We start from the raw sequence: 12,980 nt of genomic DNA on the forward strand, positions 1-12,980 counted from the left end.
TTTGTTGGTAAGGATCGTGTAAAGCTCTCCATTAGACAACGATGTTTCGTCAATACTTAAATGAGTGCCAATATTGTCAGGGAAGATCATCCAGTATTCGGCATGAGACCGCTGTGCCCAGCTGTTGTAACCACTAAGATGTTCTTTGTATTGCCGCCCTAACTGGTCGCCATCGATGTGATAAAACTTCTCCAGGCTATTGCTACTAAGCGGGTAATTGTCCAAGTACTTCTTTTAAAAAAGACGCGAATCCTTTTGTGAATCGCGTTCCTTTGGCTACTGTTTCCCAGTTATTCCCAATGATTTTGCCGGTTCGCTCTTCTTTCCATTTGCGTTTTCTTACGTGTAGAAAAACGGCCCGCTCTCGTATCGGAAAGTCCTGAATAATGACCGGAGCATGAAACCCTTTGGAGATAAGTTTTATGTTTTTGTGCGAAGCAGGTGGATTATTCAATTCATCCAGATCCACTTGAATTTTCTTTTCGGTAATTTTTACGCCTGTTATCTCAAAATATTGAAATAAGTCTTTGGGGAGAAAAGCCTCCACCAATGCTCTATATTGATTTTGCTGTGAGTTCATTGATCGGTAAAAAAGAATATAAAGCAAAGATGATAATAATTTTTACTCCACCAGAAATTTATACTGATCCACCTTTTTAAGCCCGATGTTCTTGCTTTGATTCTTGAATTTCGCTTATTTCCACAAAAGTTAAACACAATTGAAATGGAATATAGAAGATTGTCCAATGAAGCTTATTTATTTGATGGCGTGAAAGAACAGCATTTTTCATCTAAAGATCTTCGAGTTATCAGATCTTTGATTGAAACACAGAATTTGTATTCGGCTGCTATCCGTGAGATAGGTACCAAACTTGAGAATCTGAATGATGAATTTAGATATACTAAAGATCGTAACCCGATCCATCAAATCAAATCGCGCGTAAAAGCTCCTCGAAGCATTATGAAAAAGCTGCATAAGCGGGGACTAGAGATGAGCGTCGAGTCAGCCCGAAAGAATCTGACCGATATTGCTGGTGTGCGGGTAATCTGTCCTTACATGCATGATATTTATCTTATTGCAAGACTATTGACTTCGCAAGCCGACATTGGGCTGATCCGTAGGTCAGACTACATTGAAAATCCTAAGCCCAATGGTTATCGAAGCCTGCATTTAATTGTTACGATCCCTGTGTTTTTATCGGAGCGAACTGAGATTGTCAGTGTTGAAGTTCAGATACGAACCATTGCCATGGATTTTTGGGCCTCCTTAGAACATGAGCTGGCCTATAAGTTTCTGAATAATAAACCAGAAGAAGTTTCGGAGGAGTTGAAGGAATGTGCTGAGGTTATTGCGAATACGGATAGTCGAATGCAGCACTTATTTAACAGGATTCATCATGGGGCTCTTGTTGAATAAAATTTGAAATCGCTATTAGACTGGTCTTGTTGAGGCTAATGTTCAAAGTTTATACTGTTTCACAAATTTTGAGTTTAAATATTGTTGGGTGGAGAGTTTCAGTTTGTAACATTCTATAAGGCAGGGCGTGTTTGTGGTTTGCTTTAAAACGCAGGTGATTGGCGATTTCCAAAAAAAGAAATCAACTATGGTATTTAAATAAATCTTTCAATATCTTTGAATAAATAACGCGGAGATTAATCACGAAGCAATGACAATAGTTGACAACCCTAGAATCCTTATCGCAGAAGACGTTGAGTCTAATTACTTATACTTAAGCGCTGTATTGAGCAAAATTAAAGCAAAAATTTATTGGGCTAAAAACGGTAAAGAGGCTGTCGATATCTTTAAAAAGGAAACCATTGACTTGATTTTGATGGATTTGCAGATGCCTGAAATGAATGGTTATGAGGCCACCAGAATTATCAAAGAGCTTGATCCGGATTTGCCCATAGTGGCACAAACGGCATTTGCCATGTCCGATGACCGGGAGAAAGCACTGGAAGCAGGATGTGATGATTATTTGGCTAAGCCGATCAAATCGAAGGATCTGTTGAATACCGTGGAAAAATTCATTCACGTATAGATTTCATACAAAAAGGATACGGGAAACGTTCATTTCGAAATGAGAAATGAACGTTTTTTTGTAACTGATTCAATAAATCACGACTGATGATTTATTACTTTTGGACAATTAATTAATTCATCCGATGGAAAAGAAACAGTTTTTACTCGACCAGCGCTACCTGAAAATGGCAGCAATCTGGGCTAAGAATTCATATTGTAAACGGCGCCAGGTTGGAGCGCTTTTAGTGAAAGATCAAATGATTATTTCGGATGGATACAATGGGACACCCTCAGGCTTTGAGAATAATTGCGAAGACGAAAACAATCTGACAAAACCCTATGTTTTACATGCCGAGGCTAATGCCATAACCAAAGTTGCCAAGTCGAACAACAGCAGCGATGGGGCAACCATGTATGTTACCTCCTCACCTTGTCTCGAATGTTCCAAATTGATTATTCAGGCTGGTGTTAAACGGGTTGTTTTTACCGACAGCTATCGCTTGGAAGATGGCATAAACTTGTTGAAACGAGCCGATATTGAAGTGATTCAGGTGGAAATTGAAGAATAGAGAAAGTCATGAATAGAAAACAGATAAGCATTTATTTACCCATTTTAATCGCTGTGTCAGTGATTATTGGAATTGTTCTGGGTAACAATTTAAGTCAGCTCCAGCAACCATCGCTTCAAAATTTGGCACCTCCCCGAACCAATAAGTTGAGCACGATTGTCGAACTGATTAATCAGGCTTATGTTGATTCGGTAGAGACCGATGAGCTGGTCGAGAAAACCATTCCGGAGCTATTGAAAAATCTGGATCCGCACACGGCGTATATTCCAGCCCGCGATATGCAGGAGGTGCACGAGGAGATGCAGGGTAACTTTGGAGGAATTGGTGTTCAGTTCTCTATTCATAATGATACCGTACAAGTTATTGATGTGGTTTCGGGTGGCCCTTCCTACCAGTTGGGAATTTTGCCGGGCGACCGCATTGTTACTGTCAACGATTCGGTGATTGCCGGCATTGATATCAAAAATCAGGACGTACTCACAGTGCTTCGTGGTGAAAAAGGAACCAATGTCAGAATTGGTGTCAAAAGAAGATCGATTGATGAGTTGATTGAGTTTGAAATTACGCGGGGGGACATTCCAATTTACAGTATCGATGTGAGTTACATGATTGATGATACCACGGGTTTTATCAAGGTGAACCGTTTTGCCGAAAAAACCTACGATGAGTTTATCAATGCTATCTCTAAGCTAAAATCGGAAGGTGCCGAGAAGTTTATTGTCGATTTGCGCGGAAACCCAGGTGGTTACCTGGCTTCGGTGGTGAGTATGGTTAACGAATTTTTAGCCGAAGGGAAGCTGATTGTTTATACTGAAGGTAAATCTCAACCCCGAAAAACCTACACTTCCACCGATAGTGGGATTGTAAAGGACCAAGAAGTGATTGTGCTTATTGATGAATTTTCAGCATCGGCCAGTGAGATTTTTGCCGGTGCTATTCAGGATAACGATCGTGGAATTGTGGTTGGACGTCGCTCATTTGGCAAAGGCTTGGTTCAAGAGCAGATTCCTTTTCGCGATGGGTCAGCTTTGCGCTTAACGGTTGCCCGTTACTATACGCCAAGTGGTCGAAGCATCCAGAAACCCTACGAAGAAGGCAATATGGATTATTATCATGATATCATTAACCGCGCCGAGCACGGCGAGTTTCAGGTCGCTGACAGCATTCATTTTGCTGACTCATTAAAATATGAAACAGCAGCCGGACGAATCGTGTATGGCGGAGGTGGAATTATGCCCGACTACTTTGTTTCGGCCGACACCAGCGGTTACTCCGGTTATTTTTCAAAAATTACGCAAAAGGCGCTGGTTTATCATTTTGCTTTTCAATATAGCGACGAACATCGCGAGAAGCTTAATGAGCTAAAAACAGCTGCTGAATTTATTGCTTACCTCGATCAGGATCAGATCTTAAATAAGTTTGTAGGTTACGCCGCAGAGAAAGGAGTTAAGAGAGATTCGAAAGGATTGAAGTCTAGTGGTAAGATCATCGAAACTCAGATTAAAGCCTATATTGCCCGAAATATTATCGGCGAAGAAGGGTTCTTTCCAATTATTAAAGAAATTGATGAAACACTAAAAGAGGCGATTCGCCTTTCTCAATCAAAAAAACAACTAAGCCAGTTACTTGCTGTAACAAATTAGATCTTCGGACGTCCTAAGGTTGTAATGATCTTATGAAAGAATGACCGTTGAAGATTATAATCAAGCAGTAAGTTGGCATGCAGATGCTGTTTTCCGATTTGTGCTGAAGAATATCAAGGATGAAGAGAAAGCCCGGGATATTGTTCAGGATAGTTTCGAGAAACTGTGGATGCATTTGTATTCGGTTGATGCTACAAAGGTTAAATCGTATTTGTTTTCAACGGCTTATCATCGGACTATTGACGTGATTCGGAAAGATCAGCGTCAAACGTGTTATGATGAGTCGCAGCTCCCTGAAGATGGACACTCTGATCATTATTCCGATGTTGGTGAGGTATTGAACCAGGCGATCCAGCTGCTGCCTGATGACCAGCGGTCGGTTTTGCTTTTGCGCGATTATGAGGGGTACTCGTACAAGGAGATTAGCGAAATAACGGCTCTTAGTGAAGCTCAGGTTAAGGTGTATATTTACCGGGCCCGGGTGTTTTTGAAGAATTATATTGGGAAACTAGATGTGCTTGTTTGAATCATGAATATTAATCGATCCAATTACGAAATTTATTTTCTGGATTATCTTGATGGAAATCTGCCGGATAATCAGGTGGATGATTTTCTGGATTTTCTGGCAAATAATCCAGACTTGCACGAGGAACTGAAAGCTGTTTCATCGATTCAGCTTCCGCTTGATGAGCGTGTGTTTCCAAATAAAAAAGCGCTTCTGAAAAAGGAGTTAACCAATACTTGCTCTTTTGATTTCTGGGCAGTTGCCTTTATGGAAGACGACCTGGCGGATGAGGATAAACTGGCTTTTTTGACTGAGCTGACCAGCGGCCAGGAGAAGGAACAACAATTTGATTTGTTTTTGAAAACTCGCCTGAAAGCTGATACCGCTATTCACTTTAGCAACAAAAAAGCCTTGTACAAAAAATCAGCAGGCAAGGTTTTTCTTTTGTGGGGAAGCCGGATTGCAGCTTCGCTTGTTTTGTTTTTTGCCGTGTGGGCTGTTTGGAATTTTGAATTCAAGTCGGAATTCCCCATTCAGTATGCCGATCAAAAGCCATTGCCAACAAGGCCTGTAGGGGAAGTACAGCCGGCAAGTTTGCCTTCGAAAGCCATTGATGAACAGCTCGCTGAAGTGGAAGCGCGAGAAGCGACTGCAAGCAAGCCGATCCAAGTGATTCAGGCCCGCATTCCAAGGCAAGAACCCTTAGCTACGCATACGCTGTTGGTTAAGCGCGAGGTCGTGCCTCAGAAATTAGCTCCAATTTTGAGTCCGCTGGAAAATACCGAAAGTACAGATCTGTTTGCCTTGGATGCAATGAGCAAACAAGCGGATCATTCGGGCAGAGACTATCTTCGGGTAGATGAATTCTTGGCTCAAAAAGTGCTGAATAAAAGCAAAGATGAATCGCTGAAGTTTTCTGATTTGATAAACGCCGGGTTGAATGCTGTTTCTTCGGTGAGTAATGAGCGACTGGATTATGAAACCAATGCTAAGGGAAAACTTTCGGAGATCACTGTGAATACCCGATTGCTGGCATTTTCCATTCCATTAAAAAAAGAACGCTAGCCTGTAACTTTTTTTAACAGTTGGCCGTCCTACCCTTGAAAACAATTCAACAGTGATCAGTTGTTTCTTGCAACGGGCACACAGGAAGCAAATACTTTGTGAAATTCTAAATAGGAAAAAGATGAAAACAACCATTTTGATATGCTTGATGATTTTATGCTTTACGCTGACCTATGCCCAGGATTCAACTAAAGTGGGGCGATTGGTCGATGTGAAGGAGAGTGGAAGTCGAACAGAGGTGACTCTTTTGAACGAACGCATTTACGTTGATGACAACTACAGCAGCGATACGACACACATTCGCCTGGGTAGACGGAATGTGGAGATTATCGAGCGGGAGGGACGGACCAATATCAACATGCATCGCGAGGGCTTGAAGGATGAGAAGGACGACAACGATAACTGGAGACGCAAAGGTTTTGATGGTCATTGGGGCGGTTTCGAGTTAGGCATTAATACCTTTTATGATGATGGTCATTTTGGAGGTAAGGGGTTTATGTCTCTCAATCAATCCAAGTCCATGGAAGTCAATATTAACTTCTTGGAATACAATATTGTGCTGAGCGAGAGTCGTGTAGGTTTGGTTACCGGTATGGGCTGGTCGATGAATAACTTACGCTTTGATAACGCGATTACTCTTCAGAAAGTGGATGGACAGATTGTACCACTGGAACTCGATCATGATGGTCTTAAAAAGTCGAAGCTGACGGTGTCGTACCTGACGATTCCCTTGCTGCTTGAGTTCCAAATTCCGGTTAATGATCATTCCAATGAGGTTTATATTTCAGGAGGACTAATTGGAGGAGTAAACCTTGGTTCGCACACAAAAGTGAAAACAGAGAATACCAAAAGTAAGGATCACGGCAATTTTAACATCAATCCCTTTAAGTATGCAGTTACCGGGCGTGTGGGCTTGAAAGACATTGGAGTTTATGCTACCTACAACTTATCGTCGCTCTTTAAGGACGGTGGAGGGCCGGAGTTCTTTCCCTTTAGTGTTGGGATTAGTCTGGTGAATTTTTAGAGGCAATTTTCCGAAAACAGAATAGCCTGCCTGGTGCAGGCTTCTTTTTTCAATTATCATGCTTAACTTTGTTGGAAGATTTAAGTCATGAAACAACTTCTTCTCATATTCCTACTTTTCTTTTTCGCCTTGGAGACCGAGGCTCAGCTGAATGATAGTATCACTACAAGTAAGCCAGGTTGGGGAAATCAGCCAAGTATTATTCAGTTTGAGGGTGTTGTTACGGATGGTTTTAATTACTGGGAAGATAAATTTACCGGGCATTGGTCGGGGATTTATCTGGGGGTAAATGGATTTATGAACGAGGATTATTCCAGTTATCCGGAAGAAGAGTCCGGTTTTCTGGATGTTAATCTATTGCGTTCTACCGTTTTGAACCTCAACCTCATTCGATTCTCCCAAAGTCTGCAACGCACCCGAAATACGATTGGCCTGGTTACAGGGCTAGGGGCGGATTTTCAGACTTATTTTCTGGATAAGAAAACAAGTATTGAACAAACTCCCATTAAGATAGAGCCAATTGAAAAGCTTTATGACTCCAAACAAAAATCGAAATTATCATCATTTTACCTGACCGTACCTTTGTTGCTTGAGTTTCAAATTCCGGTAAAGTACTATGGCAATCGCATTTACCTGTCAACGGGCGTGGTTGCCAGTAAGCGGCTGAGTACACACACCAAGGTGAAATACCGGGAGAACGGGAAAAAAGAAAAGTTGAAAACACCCGATGATTTTCACATGCCCGATTTTCGCTTTTCGGGCATGCTGCGCTTTGGTTATCGGAGCATCAACCTTTACGTCAGTTATGATCTGCAGCCTTTGTTTCAAGACGGCAAAGGTCCTGAACTTTACCCCTTCTCATTTGGGCTGGCATTGTTCTCTTTTTAATAAGGAAAGCGCAGGCTGATAAATTTCCTGTTTTTATGCCACACATTGTGTATTTTAGCGGCCTCGATTTTTTACAAATCAAAATGACCGGATTAAGTTCCAAAAATAGATGAATCATGAAATTATTACTTCTGAGTAACTCAACCATGCCTGGTGAAGACTACCTGGCTTATCCCAAAAAGGAAATCCAGCAATTTCTAGGGCATCAAAAAGTGAAAGCTTTGTTTATTCCTTTTGCGGCCGTCACCTTTTCATTCGATGAGTATGAGCAGAAAGTCAATGAAAGTTTGCAGGAAATCGGACATGAGGTTGTCAGTATTCATCGGTTTAAAGATCCGGTGAAAGCGGTTGAAGAAGCAGAAGCAATTGTGATAGGTGGTGGTAATACCTGGCAGTTGGTGCGTATGCTGCACGATCTGGATTTGATGCAGGTTATTCGTCGGAAAGTGCAGCAGGGAACGCCTTACATCGGCTGGAGTGCCGGCTCAAACGTGGCGTGTCCGACCTTGCGTACCACCAACGACATGCCGATTATCGATCCCAAAAGTTTTAATACTGCCAATCTGGTTCCGTTTCAAATTAACCCGCACTATCTCGATGCCAATCCCGAGGGACATGGCGGAGAAACACGCGAACAGCGCATCTCTGAATTTCTGGAAATTAATCCGGGAACTTATGTGGTTGGTCTGCGCGAAGGAACGATGTTGAAGCTGGAAGATGGTCAGCTTAGTCTAATCGGAGAACGCTCGGCACGCGTGTTTTTAAAAGGGGAAGCGCCTTTTGAAAAGAACGCGGGCGATGATCTTTCTTTTCTGTTAAAAGAATAGGCTCTTCCTTACAATTCGAAGGGCGTTTGAATATTTTGCGGTATAAAGTTTATACTTTTGCGGCCCTAAAAACATAGTCATGGAATTGTTAAGGAATAGCTATTTTGCCCTGTTTTTGATTATTTTGATCGGTTTCATTTTGGGCCGTATCAAAATCAAAGGAATATCGCTTGATGTTTCTGCTGTTATTTTTGTCGCCTTGGTGTTTGGCCATTTTGGAGTCGTTATCCCCAAAGATTTCCAATACCTTGGCTTGGTACTGTTCATCTTTACGATTGGAATTCAGGCTGGTCCCGGATTCTTTGGTTCTTTTAAAAAGAATGGCCGGGAGTTGGCGATTTTAGCGAGTCTGCTCATTTTCAGTTCAAGTGTTATCACCTATTTGGTATATCAATTTGGAGGAATTGATAAAAGTTTGTGCATTGGTTTGTTGACTGGTGCATTGACGAGTACGCCCGGTTTGGCTGCTGCCATCGACACGACAGGTTCTCCGCTGGCCTCCATCGGCTATGGTATTGGCTATCCGTTTGGAGTGATTGGTGTTATTCTGTTTGTAAGCTTTCTGCCCCGCGTGTTGCGTATGAATGTGAAAGAGGCTGAGGCACATTATAAAGAGGAAATGTCGGCCGGCTTTCCTGAGATATTGAAAAAGACTTTTCTGGTAGAAAACGAGAACGTGGTGGGTAAAACTATCCGTGAACTGCGTATTCGATATATGACTAAAGCCGTCGTTTCGCGCGTTAAGCAGGGGGAAGAGGCCATCACTCCTGCTCCTGAAACCATTCTACAAAAAGGGGATGTAATTAAAGCCGTGGGAACAGCTGAAGCCTTGGGGCGTGTGAAATTACTCATTGGCCCAGAGGTCGATGTAGAGATTCCACTGAGCAATCAATACGATGTACGTTCGGTGTTGGTCACCAATAAGGAAGTGGTGAACAAAACCCTTGGACAGCTCAATATGCTGAGCACTTACAATGCTACAATCACTCGTATCCGTCGGTCAGGAATTGATTTGTCGCCTACACCATCGTCTAAATTGCAGTTTGGTGATAAGCTGGTAGTAGCTTGCAACAAGGAAAACATGGAGCAGGTGAACCGCATTTTTGGTGATGATGACAGGCGCCTTTCTGATACCGACTTTTTGCCGATTGCGACAGGAATTATCCTTGGAATTTTGGTTGGAAAGCTGAGCATTAATTTTGGTTCCTTTTCCTTTAGCCTTGGATTGACCGGTGGTATTTTGCTGACGGCTCTGTTGCTAGGAAGAACCGGAAAAACCGGCCCGGTAATGTGGACTATGACTGGAGCCGCCAACCAGTTGTTGAGGCAGTTTGGCTTATTATTTTTCTTGGCTGCTGTGGGATCCAGTGCGGGATCCAGCTTGGTTGACACGTTTCAGGAGTATGGTGTGGAGTTGTTCATTTATGGTATCCTGATCACTCTGATTCCGATGATTATTACAAGTGTTGTGGCTCGGTTGTTCTTGAAAATGAATATTTTGACCTTGCTGGGGACATTGACCGGAAGTATGACCAGTACCCCAGGCCTTGCCGCGATTGATGGCATGACTGATACCGATGCACCCTCGGTGGCCTATGCTACTGTTTACCCTATTGCCATGGTGCTACTTATCGTTTTTGTTCAAATTTTGAGTTTACTTGGGCCCCTGTATTTATGAGTTTAAAAGAGATTGAGGTTATTGCTTTTGATGCCGACGATACCTTGTGGGAAAATGAGAACTTTTTTCGCGATGCCGAGAAACAGTTTTGTCACATCTTGAAAGAGTTTCAGCCCGCCGAAGCGATCATGGCGGAGCTGTATCGGATCGAAAGTCAGAATATGGAGATTTATGGCTACGGGATCAAAGCCTTTATTCTTTCATTGATGGAAACTGCTTTGTTGATTTCGCAGAAGCAGATCCGTCCCGGGCAGATTGAGGCGATCATTGCTATCGGCAAAAGCATGTTGCACAAAGATGTTATTCTGCTGGATGGCATTCGCGATTTGCTCGAAAAGCTGGCGCCACGCTACCGGCTGGTGGTTGCCACCAAAGGAGACCTGCTCGACCAGGAGCGAAAGTTGGCCAAGTCCGGCCTGCTGAAATATTTTCATCATATTGAGATCATGTCTCATAAGAAAGAGGACAATTACCGGGAGCTGCTCAAACACCTCGATATGGATGCCGGAAAGTTGATGATGATTGGTAATTCGCTTAAATCAGATGTGCTTCCGGTAATAAATCTTGGAGGTTATGGTGTTCATGTTCCTTACCACACCACTTGGGAGTTCGAGCAGATGGATCCGGCCGAAATTAAAAGTGATCGGTTTTTTGAACTAAAGGAAATACATGATGTTTTGACTTTATTTGAAGAGGCTTAACTTTACTTGAAAAACGGATGGAATATCAGGGAAACATTCTTAAGATGAAGACTGAATTGGGGGAGCCAATTCAGTATCAATTACCAATCGGTGACCAGTTGGTTCCCATGAACGAATTAATCGGTCAGCATATTCATTTCAAATTTGATGGGCAGATTAACTGCATATCCTGCGGTAAGAAAACAAAAACCTCCTTCGGACAAGGCTTTTGTTATGCCTGCTTCCAAATGGCGCCCGAAGCCGACGAATCCGTCATGCGCCCTGAATTGTCGAGAGCCCAGTATGGCCTTGCTCGCGATCTGGAGTGGGCCAAGGAGCACGATTTGATTGAGCATTACGTTTATTTCGCGGTGTCCAGCGAGCTGAAGATTGGGGTGACCCGTCATCATCAAATTCCAACCCGTTGGATTGACCAGGGGGCAAGTCGAGCCATCCGACTGGCGAAAACGCCCAACCGCCATATTGCCGGTATCATCGAGGTGCTGCTGAAAAAGCATTTTACCGATAAAACCAACTGGCGGGCCATGCTTACCAATAAGGTCGATAATACCATTCAACTGGAGACGGAAAAGCATAATGCGCTTAAGCTCATACCAAGGGAGTTGCAACAATATTTTTCAGATGAAGATGAGGTGGTTCAACTACATTATCCCGTCATCGAATACCCAGCCAAAGTCAACAGTGTTAGTTTCGATAAAAATTCGGTGATTGAAGGCGCTTTGAAGGGAGTAAAGGGACAATACCTCCTATTTGATCAAAATCGGGTGTTGAACATCCGTAAGCATAATGGCTACTTTTTAACCCTTTCTACTAATTCGTAATTGTCCAGCGGGAGTGTGCTTTAAATTAAAAGCTTTTGCTTCGCTTCGCTTTTAGTTTGCTAATTGCTTGTTCCTGAATAAGTTTATAAAACACTTTTTTCATTCGCTAATTAGGATATTTCTCCTGTATAATTGCTCTTTTTTTCGTTAATTTTAGGGATTCAAAAAAAGCTGATCAGCAAATAACATACACTATGGAAAATCAAGATTGGAAGAAGATAGGCTTCGGCTATCGTAAGGCAAACCTGAACGTTCGTTGTACTTATAAGGATGGCGAATGGGGAGCGCTTGAAATAAGTGATTCGGAATACATCAATATGCACATCGCGGCCACCGCTATTCATTATGGTCAGCAAGCCTTTGAGGGCCTCAAAGCGTTTATGGGCAAAGATGGTAAAATCCGTGTTTTCAGAATGGATGAAAATGCAAAACGCATGCAAAGTTCAAGTGACGGAATTCTGATGCCACGCATGCCGATTGACAAATTTCAAGAAGCCGTTAAATTGGCTGTGGAGAAAAATAAGGACTTTGTACCGCCTTATGGCTCTGGTGCATCTTTGTACATCCGACCTTTGCTGATCGGCACCGGTCCTGAAATTGGGGTGAAGCCAGCTGATGAATACCTGTTCATTATCTTCGTGATGCCTGTTGGGCCATATTTCCCCGAAGGATTTAAACCCACTGATTTGCTGATTATGCGCAAGTTTGACCGCGCTGCTCCTCAGGGAACCGGGAAATACAAAGTCGGTGGAAACTATGCCGCCAGTCTGACTGCCGGAAAGAAAGCCAAAGCTGAAGGCTATTCTGCCGTACTTTATCTTGATTCGCGCGAAAAGAAATTTATCGATGAATGTGGTCCTGCCAACTTTTTTGGCATTAAAAACGATACGTATATTACCCCGGAATCGGACTCTATTTTACCATCTATTACCAATAAAAGTCTGATGCAGATTGCTAAGGATCTTGGGTTGAAAGTGGAATGCCGTAAAGTGCCAGTGGAAGAACTGGAAACTTTTGAAGAAGTGGGTGCCTGTGGAACCGCTGCTGTTATCTCACCTATCAAACGCATTTATGACGATGATTTGGATAAAGAATATAACTATGGAACCGAACCTGGTCCCTGGAGCACCAAGCTATACGAAAAGCTACGCGCCATTCAGGATGGCGATGCGCCAGATCCTTATGGTTGGGTAACCGTGATTGAATAATTGATTTTGAAATAAGATATAAAAAACC

At 42.7% G+C, this 12,980-nt stretch carries 15 protein-coding genes; 13 read left to right on the top strand and 2 right to left on the bottom strand.

The window, feature by feature from the left end; all coding sequences use genetic code 11:
• Together ACUNWA_RS18555 and ACUNWA_RS18560 are read right to left on the bottom strand one after the other, a co-directional pair.
• The coding region (locus ACUNWA_RS18555; protein WP_445593426.1) for a hypothetical protein at nt 1–225 on the bottom strand (225 nt) is incomplete at its 3' end.
• The gene (locus ACUNWA_RS18560) at nt 206–580 is read right to left on the bottom strand and encodes an ISAon1 family transposase N-terminal region protein (RefSeq protein ID WP_445593427.1); all 375 of its coding nucleotides are present in this window, start codon (nt 578–580) and stop codon (nt 206–208) included. The genes ACUNWA_RS18555 and ACUNWA_RS18560, both read right to left, overlap by 20 nt.
• A gap of 144 nt (nt 581–724) precedes the next feature.
• On the opposite strand from ACUNWA_RS18560, the gene ACUNWA_RS18565 reads away from it, so the two are divergent.
• The 13 genes from ACUNWA_RS18565 to ACUNWA_RS18625 all read left to right on the top strand — a co-directional run bounded on the left by ACUNWA_RS18565 (nt 725) and on the right by ACUNWA_RS18625 (nt 12,952).
• A complete protein-coding gene (locus ACUNWA_RS18565; RefSeq protein WP_445593428.1) occupies nt 725–1,417 on the top strand; it encodes a GTP pyrophosphokinase in 693 nt (230 codons plus the stop codon).
• 250 nt (nt 1,418–1,667) lie between these two features.
• A complete protein-coding gene (locus ACUNWA_RS18570; RefSeq protein WP_445593429.1) occupies nt 1,668–2,042 on the top strand; it encodes a response regulator in 375 nt (124 codons plus the stop codon).
• Nucleotides 2,043–2,166: 124 nt separating this feature from the next.
• Complete coding sequence (locus tag ACUNWA_RS18575) at nt 2,167–2,592, top strand: deoxycytidylate deaminase (protein WP_445593430.1); 426 nt, start codon at nt 2,167–2,169, stop codon at nt 2,590–2,592.
• Nucleotides 2,593–2,600: 8 nt separating this feature from the next.
• Nucleotides 2,601–4,235 (top strand): S41 family peptidase, encoded by a 1,635-nt coding sequence (locus ACUNWA_RS18580; RefSeq protein ID WP_445593431.1) that lies wholly within the window; start codon nt 2,601–2,603, stop codon nt 4,233–4,235.
• A 40-nt stretch (nt 4,236–4,275) separates the two neighbouring features.
• Nucleotides 4,276–4,761 (top strand): RNA polymerase sigma factor, encoded by a 486-nt coding sequence (locus ACUNWA_RS18585; RefSeq protein WP_445593432.1) that lies wholly within the window; start codon nt 4,276–4,278, stop codon nt 4,759–4,761.
• 3 nt (nt 4,762–4,764) lie between these two features.
• Entirely contained in the window at nt 4,765–5,805 is a 1,041-nt protein-coding gene (locus tag ACUNWA_RS18590) for a hypothetical protein (protein ID WP_445593433.1), read from the top strand.
• Between the two features lie 121 nt (nt 5,806–5,926).
• Nucleotides 5,927–6,829 carry an outer membrane beta-barrel protein gene (locus ACUNWA_RS18595; RefSeq protein WP_445593434.1) on the top strand — a complete coding sequence of 301 codons (903 nt, stop codon included), beginning with the start codon at nt 5,927–5,929 and terminating at the stop codon, nt 6,827–6,829.
• 87 nt (nt 6,830–6,916) lie between these two features.
• Nucleotides 6,917–7,717, top strand: coding sequence for a hypothetical protein (locus ACUNWA_RS18600; protein WP_445593435.1), 801 nt, complete (start codon nt 6,917–6,919; stop codon nt 7,715–7,717).
• Nucleotides 7,718–7,833: 116 nt separating this feature from the next.
• Nucleotides 7,834–8,544, top strand: a complete 711-nt coding sequence (gene pepE / locus ACUNWA_RS18605; RefSeq protein ID WP_445593436.1) for a dipeptidase PepE — start codon at nt 7,834–7,836, stop codon at nt 8,542–8,544.
• A 79-nt stretch (nt 8,545–8,623) separates the two neighbouring features.
• Nucleotides 8,624–10,222: an aspartate:alanine exchanger family transporter gene (locus ACUNWA_RS18610; RefSeq protein WP_445593437.1), complete on the top strand. Its 1,599-nt coding sequence runs from the start codon at nt 8,624–8,626 to the stop codon at nt 10,220–10,222.
• Nucleotides 10,219–10,923, top strand: a complete 705-nt coding sequence (locus ACUNWA_RS18615; protein ID WP_445593438.1) for an HAD family hydrolase — start codon at nt 10,219–10,221, stop codon at nt 10,921–10,923. The genes ACUNWA_RS18610 and ACUNWA_RS18615 overlap by 4 nt, the downstream gene beginning before the upstream one ends.
• Nucleotides 10,924–10,967: 44 nt before the next feature.
• On the top strand, nt 10,968–11,744 hold the full coding sequence (locus tag ACUNWA_RS18620; RefSeq protein ID WP_445593439.1) for a DUF2797 domain-containing protein: 777 nt from the start codon (nt 10,968–10,970) through the stop codon (nt 11,742–11,744).
• A gap of 131 nt (nt 11,745–11,875) precedes the next feature.
• Complete coding sequence (locus tag ACUNWA_RS18625) at nt 11,876–12,952, top strand: branched-chain amino acid aminotransferase (RefSeq protein ID WP_445593453.1); 1,077 nt, start codon at nt 11,876–11,878, stop codon at nt 12,950–12,952.
• Nucleotides 12,953–12,980: the final 28 nt, after the last annotated feature.

It is taken from the genome of Sunxiuqinia sp. sy24 (assembly GCF_052677165.1).